Origin of the sequence: Zhongshania guokunii (assembly GCF_040892635.1) — a bacterium.
In the GTDB taxonomy this organism is placed as follows: domain Bacteria; phylum Pseudomonadota; class Gammaproteobacteria; order Pseudomonadales; family Spongiibacteraceae; genus Spongiibacter; species Spongiibacter guokunii.
In genome coordinates this window covers 49,749-66,081 of the sequence record NZ_JBFRYA010000021.1, presented here as the reverse complement: position 1 = coordinate 66,081, position 16,333 = coordinate 49,749, and the positions used below count along the sequence as shown (strand labels likewise).

13 protein-coding genes are annotated in these 16,333 nt (G+C 49.6%); 4 read left to right on the top strand and 9 right to left on the bottom strand.

Annotation, left to right across the window (positions count from 1 at the left end; genetic code table 11):
* Positions 1-124: 124 nt before the first annotated feature.
* On the bottom strand, positions 125-3,322 hold the full coding sequence (locus AB4876_RS17690) for a mechanosensitive ion channel domain-containing protein (protein WP_368383058.1): 3,198 nt from the start codon (positions 3,320-3,322) through the stop codon (positions 125-127).
* A gap of 439 nt (positions 3,323-3,761) precedes the next feature.
* On the opposite strand from AB4876_RS17690, the gene AB4876_RS17685 reads away from it, so the two are divergent.
* A complete protein-coding gene (locus AB4876_RS17685; RefSeq protein WP_368383057.1) occupies positions 3,762-4,022 on the top strand; it encodes a hypothetical protein in 261 nt (86 codons plus the stop codon).
* A 76-nt stretch (positions 4,023-4,098) separates the two neighbouring features.
* Here AB4876_RS17685 and AB4876_RS17680 read toward each other — a convergent pair whose 3' ends face one another.
* Entirely contained in the window at positions 4,099-4,887 is a 789-nt protein-coding gene (locus AB4876_RS17680; protein ID WP_368383056.1) for a VOC family protein, read from the bottom strand.
* A 233-nt stretch (positions 4,888-5,120) separates the two neighbouring features.
* Here AB4876_RS17680 and tadA point away from each other — a divergent pair, with 233 nt between their 5' ends.
* Entirely contained in the window at positions 5,121-5,603 is a 483-nt protein-coding gene (gene tadA, locus AB4876_RS17675; protein ID WP_368383055.1) for a tRNA adenosine(34) deaminase TadA, read from the top strand.
* Between the two features lie 378 nt (positions 5,604-5,981).
* Here tadA and acnB read toward each other — a convergent pair whose 3' ends face one another.
* On the bottom strand, positions 5,982-8,609 hold the full coding sequence (gene acnB / locus AB4876_RS17670) for a bifunctional aconitate hydratase 2/2-methylisocitrate dehydratase (RefSeq protein WP_368383054.1): 2,628 nt from the start codon (positions 8,607-8,609) through the stop codon (positions 5,982-5,984).
* Positions 8,610-8,828: 219 nt separating this feature from the next.
* On the opposite strand from acnB, the gene AB4876_RS17665 reads away from it, so the two are divergent.
* Positions 8,829-9,287 carry a DUF1289 domain-containing protein gene (locus tag AB4876_RS17665; protein ID WP_368383062.1) on the top strand — a complete coding sequence of 153 codons (459 nt, stop codon included), beginning with the start codon at positions 8,829-8,831 and terminating at the stop codon, positions 9,285-9,287.
* Positions 9,288-9,397: 110 nt separating this feature from the next.
* Positions 9,398-10,006, top strand: coding sequence for a MiaE family protein (locus AB4876_RS17660; RefSeq protein ID WP_368383053.1), 609 nt, complete (start codon positions 9,398-9,400; stop codon positions 10,004-10,006).
* Positions 10,007-10,118: 112 nt separating this feature from the next.
* Here AB4876_RS17660 and AB4876_RS17655 read toward each other — a convergent pair whose 3' ends face one another.
* The 6 genes from AB4876_RS17655 to AB4876_RS17630 all read right to left on the bottom strand — a co-directional run bounded on the left by AB4876_RS17655 (position 10,119) and on the right by AB4876_RS17630 (position 16,330).
* On the bottom strand, positions 10,119-10,688 hold the full coding sequence (locus AB4876_RS17655; protein WP_368383052.1) for an ANTAR domain-containing response regulator: 570 nt from the start codon (positions 10,686-10,688) through the stop codon (positions 10,119-10,121).
* Between the two features lie 8 nt (positions 10,689-10,696).
* Positions 10,697-11,995, bottom strand: a complete 1,299-nt coding sequence (locus AB4876_RS17650; protein WP_368383051.1) for a CmpA/NrtA family ABC transporter substrate-binding protein — start codon at positions 11,993-11,995, stop codon at positions 10,697-10,699.
* 1 nt (position 11,996) lies between these two features.
* Complete coding sequence (locus AB4876_RS17645) at positions 11,997-12,851, bottom strand: ABC transporter ATP-binding protein (protein WP_368383050.1); 855 nt, start codon at positions 12,849-12,851, stop codon at positions 11,997-11,999.
* A gap of 16 nt (positions 12,852-12,867) precedes the next feature.
* On the bottom strand, positions 12,868-13,881 hold the full coding sequence (locus AB4876_RS17640) for an ABC transporter permease (RefSeq protein WP_368383049.1): 1,014 nt from the start codon (positions 13,879-13,881) through the stop codon (positions 12,868-12,870).
* A gap of 45 nt (positions 13,882-13,926) precedes the next feature.
* Positions 13,927-15,222 carry a CmpA/NrtA family ABC transporter substrate-binding protein gene (locus AB4876_RS17635; protein ID WP_438273423.1) on the bottom strand — a complete coding sequence of 432 codons (1,296 nt, stop codon included), beginning with the start codon at positions 15,220-15,222 and terminating at the stop codon, positions 13,927-13,929.
* A 370-nt stretch (positions 15,223-15,592) separates the two neighbouring features.
* Positions 15,593-16,330: a UDP-2,3-diacylglucosamine diphosphatase gene (locus tag AB4876_RS17630; protein ID WP_368383047.1), complete on the bottom strand. Its 738-nt coding sequence runs from the start codon at positions 16,328-16,330 to the stop codon at positions 15,593-15,595.
* Between the last annotated feature and the right edge of the window lie 3 nt (positions 16,331-16,333).

Here is a 16,333-nt window from a genome sequence, read left to right as displayed (position 1 = left end):
CAATGACTTGAGCGGCTGCCTCTTGCTTAAAGTCTTCAGTAAATTTACGACGTTGATTCATACTTCCTCCGATGGTTAATTTTTACCATGCGGAGTGTCTACAGTGATAGGGGCTATTCATAGTCTATTGCTCGCCCTCTGATCGAATCCATATATCCCGTTGTGGAAACGGAATTTCTATTTCGTGTTTTCTCAGCGTTGCCTCTATTTCCACGTGAATCTCGTGAATTAAGGGCATGATGTCGAGCATACTGGGTACAAATACGCGGAGTTCAAAGTTAAGGCTGCTGTCGCCAAAACCGACAAAAAAGACTGATGGCGGCGGGTCTTTGGTAATTCGACGGTTGTCTTCAATGACTTTAGTGAGCAATTTATGCACGGCAATCACATCGGAGCCGTAAGCAACGCCAACTTTAATAATTTGCCGGGTAATAGAGTCGCTTAATGTCCAATTGGTGAGTTGTTCGGTAATAAAGGTTTTGTTGGGAATTATCTGTTCCTTGCGATCCCAGTCGGTGAGCGTTGTTGCTCGTATGCGAATGCGAGTCACGGTGCCGGTGTGATTACCTACGGTGACGGTATCGCCAACACGAATGGGACGCTCGAACAAGATGAGTAAGCCGGAGACGAAGTTCGCCACAATTTCCTGCAAACCGAAACCAAGGCCGACACCTAGCGCGGCGACGAGCCATTGTAGTTTTGACCATTGAGCGCCGATTATATTCAGCGAAACGATAATGCCGACCATCACGATAATATATTTCACCACCGTGGTGATGGCATAGCTGCTACCGGCTTCGAGTTGCAGTTTACGTAAGATTGAAATTTCCAAAATGCCGGGTAAATTGCGCGCCCCCAAGTAGGTTAGCGTCATCATAATGATGGCTATTATACCGTCGGCAAGGGTGATCGCCTTGTCACCCATCGCGGGGTTGTCGCCTGTTACACGCCAAAGTTCGACAGTATTTAGTATGCTCAGCGCCGGTAGTATTTCTGCCCATAACTCCCAGCCTAGGACGATTGCCGCAACGCCCGTTAACAAGCCTAAAAATCCTCTGGTTTGCTGGGTAATGGTGTCCATATCATATTCGGTGGCGTCTATGGACTCTGGCATCCCTTCACCCGCCGTATCAGCCGCTTGCCGATTCGCGTTTTGTGCTTGCTCAGCCTTACGCTTCACTCGCAGACGTTCAAGCGTCATGCGGCGTTCAACTACCGAGAATATGCGTAAGATTAGGGAATAGAGTATGAACAGCGCAGCCATTAAACAAGCGGTTACAAAAAGCTTGTTTTGGATCATAAGTGCTGAAAAATGATAGCCGTACCAAGACAGGCCGAGCAGTACCAAGGGGATGCAAACCGCCAATGCGTGAATAATATATTTGAAACTGATTTGGCGCCTAGGGGCGTGATTTCTCAGCAAAAAGAGTTGCCATAATACGCGGTGTGTTACGTAGGCAAGCGCTAAAGACGATACGCTGAACAGTAGCCGACTAATAATGCTATTGCCGTCTGCGGGGTGGTCTGCGATGGGTATGAAAAGTGATACAAAAACCAGCGTTAAGGTGAGCCAACGTAGATTTTTTCGGGTGACATTAATGATGTCGAGACGCCATTTAAAGTGGAACTCAGCAACCCCGTCTGGGCGACATATTTCACGGAAGACATTAAGCAGTAGCCATAAACCCGCCGCATTCTTAAGCCCTTGGTGAATCTGCTCTGTCAATGCGCCGCCATCGGACGTTAAGGCGGCTAGGAAACCAAGCGCTAAGGGACCCGGCGAGGCCAGTAATAGGGAGATTAATAATGCTAGCGCGGTATCGGAAAATCGGTCTCGGTTTACTTTGCCGACGTTAGTAGCCAGGGTTTTTAACAGCGAGAGTAATCGCGGCTTGAGTAAAATAATTAATCCCGGAATGGCGAGTAAAAAAAGCTGCCACTTATTACTCCACTGTAGGCTTTTCGATGGGGTGTTTGCTCGCCATGCTGATAGGCGCTCTGACCAAGGCGTTTCTTGCTCTATTGCTTGCTTTAGCTGAGTCCATAGTGGCGTAGTGCTCGGTATCCACAAAAGACGGCTATTTAAAAGTGTCATGTATTCTGCGGTTTTAGCTTTTAAAGCGATATTTTCACTTCGGGTGGTCATTATTGTTTCAATGTACCGACGGTAAATTTTGATGCCGCTCTGGAGTAATAGGCCTTGTTCGTCGCGCAGCTTGTTGCTTTGTGAATCTAAACCCGTGTTATTTTCCTTGGTGATTAAATACTGACGATCTTCTAAGCGAAGTTTTGTTAATTGGGCGCGGGCGAGTTCTTCGTCTAGTATTTTAGTTTTTAGGGTTAGGGAGGAGCGTTGAAAAAACTGTTGGCGTTGTTCAAGCAGATCGACACCTAAGGTTGAGAGGCGATCGGCACCCGTGATGGCAAGCTGCTGTGCCATGCTGTTTGAGTAACGTTCAACGTAAGACCGCTCATCACGTAGCTGTGCTAGCTTATTGAGTAAGTCATCGGTGCGCGCCGTGATATTGGCAATATCGCTAGCGAGCTCGGCGTTATCCTGGGCAATTTTTTTAATCTCTTGATCCGCATTCTCTAACTCAACAAGGCGTTGTTGGGCTTGCTCGGCAATAGCATTAGCCTGATTTCGGCGGGCGCTACTTACAGCTTCTTGTAGTTTTTCGATAGCTTGATTCGCAATGTCGATTTTTCTTACCACTAAGCGCTGCTGAAGATCCAAAATTTCAAGTCGTGAATCTCGGGAAATTAAGCGCTGTCGCAATAATTCAACTCGTGCGTTGGCGGCTATACTTTCGCTCTCGTTAAACGCTCGGCGGGCTTTAGCGAGTTCAGTTGTCTGGCTTTCGGGGCTTTCTGCTAATTGCGCTTCAGCGTTAGACTGCTTCTGCAAGGCAGCCTCTATAAGAGGTGAAACGTCTTGTTGCGCAGTGACAATACGCGCATTTATAGTGGTTTCTTCGCTGTGTAGCTCGAGTAAAGTAGCTTGTTGATTGAGTAAGCGCTTTTCGAGAAGGCTAAGTTTACCGCCAACATCGATTTCCGGCAGAGCTTGGTCAAGTTTTTGCTGAATCTCTGCCTGCCGTGTGGCAGCAGTCGAGATTTGATCGATATATCCGTGGGCTTGGTTGCGGTCTTCTGTTGCTAGCGCCAGATTATCTAGGGCTTGCTGGTAGAGTTGGACAATAAAATCGCGTTGCTCAGAATTGAGCTTTTCAGAGGATTGCGCCGCATTCAGACGAAGTTGCAGGTCACTAATCATTTGCTGGGTGTTTGTTGATGCCGCGTAACTTGGCCATGCCGTCATGCTCAGCAGAAAGCAAAATAGGAATAAGGCGTACCGGTATATTTTAGGTGTTAGCTGCTTTGGGCTGGCGCTAGCCGTGTTACGGCTGTTTCCCGGTAAGCAAGCTAGGTAAGCCCTTGTTGGCTGTGGGGCGGCTTGCTTAGGTGTTTGATTTTGTTGATAAGATGACATGTGTTGCCTTTTCGAAGTCCAGAACCTGCTAAACGCTGGCTTAGCCTAAGGACTATTAGGTTGTTGTGAAAATGTTACAACTGACGGTAGCAGAAATAAAAGCTGACGCGTAGGTAAAAGAGTGCCGAGCCCTTGATACTTCCACGTCACGGCTTGGCTATTATCAATGGCTTTTGGGTTTGCTTGATTTGAATCAATTCGCTTTTCCATCAAACAGGTAGTATTAACTTAGCGCATTTTCGCAGCTTTGCCGTATGGAGAGTGGATGATGAGTACTAAGCAAAATTTTAACGATATGATCGAAAAATTGCGTGAGCAGCGTGATGATATCAATGTAAAAATTCATTTGGCTAATATGGAAGTGCGTGACGAGTGGCAGGATCTAGAACAAAAGTGGGGCCAGCTCGTGGATAAAACCAAGCACTTTAATAAAGAAGTGGAACCCACTGTCGAGAGCCTGCACGCCGCAATATCCCTTTTAGGCGAAGAGATTAAAGAAGGGTATCGTAAAGTTAAGCGCGCTTTGTAAGGTAAGTCTAAGAAGGCGGCGTCGGTGATTTGAGGTCGCCTAGTTTCGTTAACAAGTAACGTATGGCATTACTGACTTATGCTCCGGCTTTCCGTTGACCTACGAGTGAAAATGCCGCGCCCTGTGGGTCGAGTCCTTGAATGGTGTATTCGTCGCCTGGAATTGGGCCTGGGCCAGTTAATATCGTTCCGCCGCCAGCCTTTACTTTTTCGACCGCGATATCAATGTCTGCAACTCTGAAATAGTAATTCCACATTGGCCGTGGCATAGCTTCTGGACTTGGCATTATTGCGCCAATCATATGATCGTGACGTAAAAACTCGTAAGTACCCATTGGCCCCATATCCATTTCGCCGTCTTTAATCCAGCCAAATTCCTTTCCATAGAATGAGCGTGCCCCAGCGGGGTTGCTGCACATTAACTCGTTCCACGCGCAGTGTCCGTCCCTAGGGTGGTCAGCGGCAAAGGCAAGACTGGTTTCGTCGCTAAGCCCCCGCATAATATAAAACAGCGCGCCCTGGGGGTCGCTTAGCATCGCGATACGGCCAACATCAGGAATGTCAGTTGCCGGCATTATTTCTGTGCCACCGGTAGTGATGATCCGGTCAATACAGGCGTCGACGTCGTCTGCGGCGATATAGCCTAGCCATATTGGTTGTGCGCCGCCTGCTCTCATCTCAGGCGTAATCTGTAGCATGCCACCAATGTCGGCACTGGCTTTGGCAGTGATAATCGTATAATCCATCTCGGCTTGGCCGCTATCGTTGAATTCCCAGTCGAGTACATTCCCGTAGAATGATTGCGCGAGATCAGTATTGTCTGTTAGCAGCTCGTACCAGATGAAATCGCCGTGTTTGTTGGCCATGCTTATTCTCCTTATAATTTAGTCCACTGCTTAATGCTACTCGTCGCCGACGCGAGGGCCGAGGGCTAAATCGACACTAGCACAGAATTTTTACAGTTTTTAGTGTGTTCTCAGCTAACAGTGGTACGGTCATTTATAGGCTAAAATAGCGAATACATATAATTTGGGGTGAAATCCGTGGAGGCGAAGAATGCTGGGCAGTAAGCACGAGGTTTTTCAGTGGCGTAGTATGCATGTCTGAATTTTCCGACGAGTATTGGATGCACCATGCTTTGGGATTGGCGCAGCAGGCGGATTTGGCAAATGAGGTGCCAGTTGGCGCGATTATCGTTAAAGACAATGCTGTTATTGCCGAGGGTTTTAATCAGCCTATAAGCAGTGCTGATCCTACCGCCCACGCAGAAATCGTGGCGCTGCGCGGTGCCGCGCAAATCCTAAATAATTATCGCCTGCCAGATACGACCCTCTATGTGACCGTTGAACCATGCGCGATGTGCGCTGGTGCGATTATTCACAGCCGAATTAAACGCGTGGTGTATGGCGCTGCCGAGCCAAAAGCGGGGGCGGTGTGTAGCCATTTACAGTTATTCGACCAAGCCCAAATGAATCACCGGGTAGAGTGGCAGGGTGGTGTACTCGCTGATGAAGCAACTGCAGTATTACAGGCGTTTTTTGCGCGGCGTAGGGGTGAAAAGCGGGCTTTGAAGAAAGGCTGATTAAAGTTTTTTGTAAGCTAGCCTGCTAGAGTGGTTTTCGCCTCGCTGGGCGACTTACTTCTTTTTTGTGTGAAAAAAGAAGTAAGCAAGAAAAAGCACACCCCATCACTCGCCCTTCGGGTTTCCTGTGCTTCTCAAAACTGAGCGGCGCTGCGCAACTCGCCTTCGGCTCAAATAGTGCTCGCTAAAGGCCCCGCTCAGTTTCTGCGATGCTCAGCGAGCTCAAAGGGGGCTTGCCTAGCTCGTAGTTGATGCGCATAAATTCGATATAGTGCGCTATGACATGTGATGAATCTAAAAACATATGGTCAAGGCGTAATGTTACTGGCACAAAAAAGCCGCCCGAAGGCGGCTCTCTCAACGACTTAAGTCAAAGACTTACATCGATACTTCAGTAATTTCTACTGACGCAATACGCTTACCTTCTTCAGCACCTTTTTGGAAAGACGCAATTTGATCGAAGTTCATGTAGCGATAAATCTCGCCAGACATGGCATCCAGATCTTTACAGTATTCCATATACTCAGCCGGTGTTGGCAGGCGGCCCAGAATCGCGCCAACCGATGCTAACTCAGCAGAGGTCAGGTAGACATTGGCGCCATTGCCAAGACGGTTAGGGAAGTTACGGGTAGAGGTAGATAGCACAGTAGCGCCATCGGCAACACGTGCTTGGTTACCCATGCACAGTGAACAGCCTGGCATTTCGGTACGTGCACCTGAAGCGCCGAAGATGTTGTAGTAGCCTTCTTCCATCAGGGTGTGCTGATCCATCTTCGTCGGTGGCGAGATCCACAGACGGGTGTTCAGCGTGCCTTTGTTGGCGTCGAGCAGTTTACCAGCGGCGCGGAAGTGACCGATGTTGGTCATGCAGCTACCGATGAAGACTTCGTCTACTTTGTCGCCAGCAACTTCAGACAGCAATTTAGCGTCGTCTGGGTCGTTAGGGCAGCAAACTACAGGCTCTTTTAACTCGTCTAGGTCAATTTCGATAACCGCGGCGTACTCGGCATCGGCATCGCCTTCGAGCAGGCTTGGATTCGCCAGCCATGCTTCCATATTGGCGGCGCGGCGCTCAAGAGTACGTGGGTCGCCGTAGCCTTCGCTTACCATCCAGCGCAGTAGGGTGATGTTCGAGCGCAGGTATTCAGAGATCTCTGGAATGCCTTGCTTGATGGTACAGCCAGCAGCGGAACGCTCTGCAGAGGCGTCAGACAATTCAAATGCCTGCTCAACAGTCAGACCAGCCAAGCCTTCGATTTCAAGAATGCGGCCAGAGAAGATGTTCTTCTTGCCTTTTTTCTCAACGGTCAGGTGACCTTCTTTAATGGCTTGATAAGGAATGGCGTGAACCAAGTCGCGCAGGGTAATGCCAGGCTGCATTTTGCCTTTAAAGCGAACCAATACTGATTCAGGCATATCCAGTGGCATAACGCCGGTCGCGGCGGCGAAGGCAACCAGACCAGAACCCGCTGGGAACGAGATACCCATTGGGAAGCGAGTGTGGGAGTCACCACCGGTGCCGACCGTGTCTGGCAGCAACATGCGGTTCAACCAGCTGTGGATGATACCGTCACCGGGGCGCAGTGAAACACCGCCACGGGTCATGATGAAGTCTGGCAGGTTGTGCTGGGTGTCGATGTCGATTGGCTTGGGGTAAGCCGCAGTGTGACAGAACGACTGCATGGTCAGGTCGGCAGAGAAACCGAGGCAGGCCAAGTCTTTCAGCTCGTCGCGGGTCATTGGGCCAGTGGTGTCCTGTGAACCAACGGTGGTCATTTTGGGTTCGCAGTAAGTTCCTGGACGAATACCAGTACCTTCGGGTAGACCGCAGGCGCGACCAACCATTTTTTGCGCCAAGGTGTAGCCTTTGCCAGTGTCGGCGGGCTGCTCGGGCAGACGGAACAGGGTAGAGGTGGGCAGACCCAGTGATTCACGGGCTTTAGCCGTTAGGCCACGACCAATGATCAGGTTGATGCGGCCGCCAGCGCGAACTTCGTCGAGAAGTACGGGTGACTTCAGTTCAAAGGTGCTCAGGGTGGCGCCAGTTTCAACATTTTTAATGACGCCGTCGTAGGGGCGGATTTCAATCACGTCGCCCATGTTCAGGTCGTCAACGGGGGCTTCAAATACCAGTGCGCCAGCATCTTCCATGGTGTTGTAGAAGATAGGTGCAACTTTGCTGCCGATACAAATACCACCAGAGCGCTTATTAGGCACGCCAGGCATATCGTCGCCGAAGAACCACAGTACTGAGTTGGTTGCTGATTTACGTGAAGAGCCTGTACCAACAACATCGCCAACGAAGGCAATGGGGTGGCCTTTTTCTTTCAGGGTGTCGATCAGTTTAAGCGGGCCAACACTGCCTTGCACGTCGGGCTTAATGCCGTCGCGTTCCATTTTGAACATCGCCAGTGCGTGCAGTGGGATGTCTGGACGTGACCATGCGTCTGGTGCAGGTGACAGGTCATCGGTATTGGTTTCGCCGGTGACTTTAAATACGGTGTTAACAATGCTTTCGGCAACTTCAGGGCGGTTGGTGAACCACTCTGCGTCGGCCCAGCTTTGAATCACTTCTTTCGCCAGTGCATTACCAGCCTTGGACTTTTCTTCTACGTCGTGGAAGGCATCAAACATCAGCAGGGTGTGCTTAAGCTCTTCTGCGGCGAGTTTGGCAAGATCTGCGTGGTCGAGGAGGTCAACCAGAGTCACAATATTGTAGCCGCCGTGCATATTGCCCAGCAGTTTAACTGCTTCTTCTTTGCTCAGAAGAGGGCTGCTGGCTTCACCTTTTACGATGGCAGACAGAAAGCCGGCTTTAACGTAAGCCGCTTCGTCAACACCTGGTGGTACACGGTTGGAGATCAGGTCAACAAGGGTTGCTTCTTCGCCTGCAGGCGGATTTTTGAGCAACTCGATTAGGCCCGCGACTTGTTCAGCGTTGAGTGGCTGGGGAACAATGCCTTGCGCGGCGCGTTCGTCGACGTGTTTCCGATATGCTTCAAGCACAGTGTAACTCCTCTTTTCAGTTTCGGTACCCGCATCCGCCGGGATCGCCGGGGCCGGGGCTATCGATGCCCATCATCGATGCGAAATAGGGGGCTGCAAGTATACTGAAAAACCACACATACGTTAAGTGAATTACCACGCTTGCCAGCTCATGTGGTGCTGGCTTACTCTTTACGTCCTATATTTGCTATTTTTTGTCTGGAGTTTGGCTTGGCTGTTGTGCGTCCTCGTGTGGTGACCCCCTGTATTGGTGTTTGTTCGACAGCACTCGGTGATGAGGTGTGTCGGGGTTGCAAGCGTTACAGCCACGAGGTGATCGATTGGAATAGCTATAGCGATGACCAGAAGCAGATTATTGATCAGCGTTTAGATGGCTTTTTGGTTCAGGTAATTGAAAATAAGCTCCGGATAGATGATGTCGGGCTCTTGGAGTGGCAGTTGCAGACCCAGCGAATTCGCTACCCCGTGCACAAGAGCCCCTATATTTGGTTGTTTCAATTGCTGCGCGCAGGCGCAGGACAGATCGGCGATAGCGCCCAATTTGGTTTTAGTATCGATGCGGAATATCGCGATGAACCCCTTATATCGCTGCGCGATATGATTGATCGCGAGTTTTATCTGCTGTCTGAGGCTTATTATCAGCGTTATATAGGCCGATACCTGCGCCGCGAGCCTTAGTTTGCGCTGCTCAGGGGTTTTATCCCCCGATTGCTCCTGAAAAACACCTCGCTTTGCTATACTGCGCCGGTTTTTCTGTCTTGCCTTAATTTGATTGGATGCGCTTTGCCATGTCTGTTGATATCAGTGAAATACTTGAATTCCTGCCCTGTGAGACCCCCCAAGGCTGGATAGATGCTGCCTTGCGTTTTCCCGAAGAGATGCTGATAGACCATGCCAATTGTGAAAAGAAAGCGGCGGGTACAGCGCTGAATTTGATGTTTCGCTACGTGGATAAACCTGATCTGCTAATGAAGATGTCTAAATTGGCAAGGGAAGAGCTGCGCCATTTTGAGCAGGTTATGGGGATCATGAAAAAACGCGGTGTTGAATATCGGCATTTATCCTCGGCCAATTACGCCAATGGTCTGCGCACCGGTGCGCGCACTAGCGACCCCCATAAATTGGTCGATATTTTGATTATTGGCGCATTTATCGAAGCGCGCTCGTGCGAGCGTTTTGCGAAAATAGCCCCTCTGTTAGACCCAGAATTGGGCGCGTTTTACCACTCGCTACTGAAGTCTGAGGCGCGCCATTTTAAAGATTATTTGGCGCTGGCAGAGCGCTATGCAGTTGAAGCAATCGCGCCGCGAGTGGCTTTTTTTCGAGAAAAAGAGCAGCACTTAATTGAAACGGTAGAGGACGAGTTTCGCTTTCATAGCGGTCCTTTGGCGGTCTGAAGTCTGCACATTTAAACATAGTGGCTAGGCGGGGCTTATCCCCTCAAGTATTTAGTCTTCGCCCTTTGCGCTTAGCTTATAAAGCGAGGGGGAGTTTTGTGTGGTGCAGAGTTTAAATAAACGACCCGGTCTCTAATAGTTGACGGGCAACATCGCTAACTGGGCGACGCTGCCGGTCGGCATTTTTGTTTAATAAATCTGTGGCTTGCTCCTCCGCCAAGCCGTAGGTGTCCATAATAAATTTCTTAGCTTTGTTTAGTGCTTGGCGAGCATCGATAGTTGGCTTGAGCGCGTCGACCTCTGCGCGCAACTGGTCGACGCTGTGGAAATAGCTAATGGCGATGTCGATTAGTGATTGCAGTAATGGCATGGGTACGGCGTCGATGGCATAGAGGCTAATGCCGGCTTCAGAGGCGAGGCGATTAATACTTACTGAACGGGTGTTTCCCAATTTTATTACTGTGCGCGGAGCACTTTTTTCGAGCTGGGCTAAATGTTCCAAGGTGTCGCGATTGGGAGAATTGGTGTCGACTAAAATGACTTCGGGGTGCATTTCTCCGACCAATTGATAAATATCGGTATCGCTGTCGTTAACGCTGATTAATTCTATTCCTGTCCAAGAAATAATGGGTTCTATTTTTTTTGCTCTTTCGGAATCAATGTCAATTAGTAAAACTTTCATCGACAGTTTTAAACCTCTTTTTGAACATTGATTAAGCGGAGCGCGGGAATGTCTGCTTTGGATAGATTTTGTTTTTCTAAGTATTTAATAATGCCGCCGACGCTAATGATTTGTCCATCTAAAAATTGATTGGGACCGATGTGTTGTGACTTGCTTAGAATCATCTTCTCATGCAAATTGCCTTCGGTTTTACGGTCGATACTCGGGCACTCGATACCGACTGCGGCTGCCGCGATACGGAAAAGACTTGGCTTATAAACGGCTGCGACGGTCTCCTCAATATTTACTGGTGTGGTTAGCTGCCCCCAGCGATACATTTGTGAAATAAACCACTCAGCGTGATTGAGCCATGGGAAATTGGCTGAATAACGGTGGAATACGTGAAAATCTTCAACTTTTTCAGCGGGTAGGCCGTGATGTTTTAGTGAAGAGCCCATCAACGAAAGGGCGACGGTTTCCTCCGGCAGCGCAATATAGGCAGCTTGGCTAATAATTTTTGCGGCAACCCGACGATTTTCTTTTTTGTCTAGCCAGATGCAAGCCTTGATCAGTGCGCGCAATAGGGCTTGATGGGTGAGTGGGTTTTCTTTTGACCAGCTTTCGCTAACTGCAAATACTTTTTCTGGGCTGTTATTCCAAAGCTGGTATTTGGTGGCGACCACATGGCCGATTTGCTGCTGTACGGCGAGGGTATTCCACGGTTCCCCGACGCAGAAGCCGTGGATGTCGCCATCGGTCATGGCGGTTACCATTTTTGGCGGTGGAATAACGACAATTTCCACATCGCGATCAGGGTCGATACCCGCACTCGCCAGCCAATAGCGTAGTTCATAGCTTTGGGTTGAGCAGGGGTAAACCACACCAAAGCGCAATTTTGGTCGCTTGCTACGTTTGTTTTCTTCAATCAAACATTGCAGTGCTTGAGCAGCAATCAGCGGACTAAATTCACAGCGCGAATCGATTTCGTACAAGTGATTGTAAAGCTGATTATTAATGGTTATGGCGTTGCCGTTTAGGTCGAGCACCATGGCGCTGACCATGTCGATTTTTGGGCCACCAATACCGAGTCTGGACGCTACTGGAATAGAGGCTAGCATCTGTGCGCCGTCAAGTATCCCTAGGCCTACTTTGTCGCGGATGCCGGCCCAAGACGCTTCTCGGGACAAGGTGACGTTAAGACCTTCGGCACTGAAATAGCCTTTTTCCTGGGCGATCACCAGTGGTGCGCAGTCGGTAAGAGGGATAAACCCTAGGGTGACATCGGGCTTTTCGAGTTGAAATCCGTTTCTATTGTTAATGGTTCCCATTTTAGGCTCCAACGGCTTTTTTAACTTCCGACAAAGGGCTTGCGGCGGATTTAATTTGTGTTGGCGGCGTGTCTGATTTTGCTTGTTTCTGGTGTAAGAATGTTAGTACTGCCGCGCGGTAATGGTTGTAGTCTGAGTTATCGGCCAGTGCTAAGCGATCTCTTGGTCTGGGTAAATCAATATTGAGAATTTCTCCAATCCTTGCCGCAGGGCCATTGGTCATCATAACAATGCGGTCAGAGAGTAATACCGCCTCGTCCACATCGTGGGTAATAAGAATGACAGTATTGTTTAGCTCTGCTTGGATTTCCATTAATGCGTCCTGAAGGTGGGCGCGGGTCAGTGCATCTAATGCACCAAAAGGTTCATCCATGAGTAATACTTTGGGCTCCATGGCAAGGGCTCGGGCGATGCCAACCCGCTGCTTCATCCCCCCAGATATTTCGGCCGGTAGCTTGTGGCTGGCGTGTGACATGTGCACCAATGCGAGATTGTAGTCTACCCACTCGCGTATCTCGGCTTTGGTTTTTTTGCCTTTAAAGACCTGCTTAACGGCCAGCTCAACGTTTTGATAAACCGTTAGCCAAGGGAATAAAGAGTGGTGTTGAAAAACCACGGCGCGGTCTGGGCCGGGGGCATTGACCTCTTTGGATTCGAGTATTACCGCACCTTCAGTCGCTTCATAAAGTCCAGCAACGATATTGAGTACCGTTGATTTGCCACAGCCCGAATGGCCGATAAGTGAGATAAATTCACCGCGATCAATTTTTAAATCGACCTTGTCCAAGGCTTTAAAAGGGCCGGTTTTGGTGGGGAATTCAATGCTAATTTGTGAAATATCAAGATAAGTAGACATGTCGGCATCCTTGGATTCAGGCTTCGTCGTGGGCGATGACTTTGTGGAGGGTATGCATAAATGAGTCCAGAATGAATCCAACAAAGCCGATGGTAATCACAGCAACCATAATGCGGGCGAGGGACTCGGAGCTGCCGTTTTGAAACTCATCCCAAACGAACTTGCCAAGACCTGGGTTTTGCGCCAGCATTTCTGCCGCAATTAATACCATCCAGCCAATGCCTAGGGAGATGCGCAAACCGGTGAAGATCATAGGTAGCGCTGCGGGTATGGCAATTTTGTGTACTCGCGTGAACCAGCCAAGCTGGATAACACGACCAACATTGATTAGATCCTTGTCGATATTAGCAACGCCGACGGCGGTATTTATCAGGGTTGGCCACATGCAGCACAAGGTCACAGTGATGGCTGAGTTGATAAATGACTTAGATAGGGCGGGGTCATCACTTACGTATACCGCGCTAACCACCATGGTTACTAACGGCAGCCAAGCAAGCGGCGATACTGGTTTTAGAATTTGGATAATGGGCGTGATGGCGGTATTCAAAAGCGGGCTTAGACCGCAGGTTATACCTATGGGTACGGCAATAAGTGAAGCCACTAAAAAGCCGGTAAATACCGTAATGAGGCTGGTAAAAATTTGATCGAAATACGTAGGCTTGCCGGTGTAGTCCCGAATCTTAATTTCAGCGTCTGGGTTTTTTGCGAGCTTTTCGTCATTGCGCTTGGTTTGGCGTTCATGAAATGCAACCGCCTTTTCACGCTCCGTTAAATGTTCTTGATATAGGCCCTGGGCTGCTGATACCACGGCCGTCGGCCCGGGAAAGGTGCCAAGGCTAGTGTCGATTCGCGATGCCGCGGTAGACCAAATAGCAAGAAATACCAAAATGGCTATTAACGGCAGGCCAATAAGGCGAACAATTTCCTGTGCTTGCTCGCGGGGGTTCTCCCAGCTGGCGAGTTTAATGAGTGGGACTAGCCATGCGAAACCTGCAACACTCAAGTAATGCAGGGTGTTTTGTTTAAACATAGGTGCTCCTTTTGCCCCGCTGTGGCCAGCGGGGCTGTACGACTACTACTTCAGAGTGTCTTTTGGTTTTAGGCCGATGCTGAATTTACTGAGGTACTCATTAGGCTTGCTGCCATCGTAGGTGATGTTGTCAATAAACTCAGTTTGCGGCGGTTTAAAACCAGTCTCGGTCGCAAACTTTGGAAATTCGCTGGCGCTGACTTTACCTTCAGCAATCAACTGCTCAGCTGCTTTGCGGTAAATGTCGGGGCGGTAAACCTTCTTGGCAATTTCCATATACCAGCTGTCGGGCTTGTGCTCGGCTATTTGGCCCCAGCGGCGCATCTGGGTTAGATACCAAATGGCGTCGGAGTAGTACGGGAAAGTCGCGTTGTGGCGGAAGAAAACGTTAAAGTCGGGGACTTCGCGTTTATCGCCTTTTTCGTATTCAAATGTGCCGGTCATAGAGTTGGCGATAACGTCGTAGTCGGCGCCAACGTAGGCCGATTTAGCGAGAATTTTAACGGCTTCGGGGCGGTTGGCATTGTTGTTGTCGTCCAGCCATTTGGCGGCGCGGATCATGGCTTTAACTACGGCAATGTGAGTATTCGGGTATTTCTCTGCCCACTCATTGCTTACCCCGAAGACTTTTTCTGGGTTGTTTTTCCAGATTTCATAATCGGTAATAACGGGAACGCCGATGTTCTTGAAAACGGCTTGCTGATTCCATGGTTCGCCCACGCAGTAGCCGTCAATAGTGCCGGCCTCTAAGGTGGCAGGCATTTGTGGTGGCGGTGTAACGGAAAGCAGAGCGTCAGCATCAATTTGCCCGCTGGTATCACCTTTCAGCGGTGCGTAGTAACCTGGGTGGATACCGCCGGAGGCTAGCCAGTAGCGCAATTCATAATTATGGGTAGAAACTGGGAATACCATGCCCATTTTAAACGGCTTGCCCTCGGCCTTATATTTGTCAACGACGAGTTTGAGTGCGTCGGCCTTGATCGGGTGAACCGGCTTGCCGTCGGCTTGTTTTGGAATGTGGGGCTTCATGTCTTCCCAGACGCTATTAGAAACGGTTATGCCGTTGCCATTAAGGTCCATGCTAAAGGCGGTGATGATGTGCGCTTGGGTGCCAAAACCAATGGTAGCGCCAAGCGGTTGTCCGGCTAGCATATGGGCGCCGTCGAGCTCGCCGTCAATGACCCGATCAAGTAGTACCTTCCAGTTGGCTTGTGCCTCTAAGCTAACGTAAAGTCCTTCGTCCTCGAAATAACCTTTCTCATAGGCGATGGCTAAGGGCGCCATATCGGTCAGTTTGATAAAACCGAATTTTAATTCTTCCTTTTCGAGATCTGCAGCCATTGCAAAGCAGGTGCTTGTAAGTGCAAGGGCACCGACGGTGTATTTAATAAAGCTATGATACCAAGGCATTTATCTGTCTCCGAGTGAGTGCCGGTTGCCGGGATGAGATCAAGATCGCCAACAGACCGTTTCGTAATACCGCCGCTTAAGGTCAGGTAGTTTTGGATCAGAACGTTCTGCCTAGAACTAGCAATAGCTATGCCACTAGTATTATGTTGTTATTAATCAAATGCTTAGAGTTTTTTGTGGGTTTGTGTGTACGAGGGGTGTGCGCTAATTGGGTGCTGGGTAAAAAGAGTGTGTTGCGGCGGTGTTGTTCAAAATGGTGCAAAACAGCCCTGAGTCGCTTGCTCTAGGCTGTTTTATTGGCTTACGCCGAAGTGCTGGGGAAGGGGTGTTGCTCTAGTTTGAGGTTGTCGTTATTGGCGCGAAGTACCCAAACAGCGCTATCCCAGTCGCCAAGTACAATTCGTTCGGCGGGCTGGCCGTCAATTGTCATCGGGTGGCGGTTGGGGCGATGAGTGTGGCCGTGGATCAAGCGTTGACACTGGTGGGTCTGCATTGCGCGGCTCACGTCATCAAGGTTTACGTCCATGATGTCTTCGGCTTTATTGCTATTCGCTTCGCTGCTCATCATGCGCAGGTGCTTGGCTATAGCGCGGCGCTCTTCCAAGGGTTTGGCAAGTGCGTCTTGCTGCCATTGTGGCGAGCGCAACATTTTACGAAACCGCATGTATTCTTGGTCGTCACTACACAGGCTGTCGCCGTGCATGAGCAGGGTCGCTTCACCATTTATTTGAATAACACTTGGGTCGCTTAATAATTGGCCGCCAACGGTAGCGCAGAACTGCTGGCCTATTAGAAAGTCGCGGTTGCCATGCATTATATAGAGCGCAACTCCGCTGTCGGTGAGGGCTTTGAGCGCAAGGCTCACCTCATCGATGAGCGTGGAGCGATCATCGTCACCTATCCAGCTTTCAAAAAAATCGCCGAGGATATACAAGGCCTGAGCTTTGCTGGCGTCGTCGCGCAGGAATTCAAAAAACGCCCGGCTGATATCCGGGCGAGTTTCATCTAGATGTAAATCTGAGATAAAGAGCGTTGTCATTGG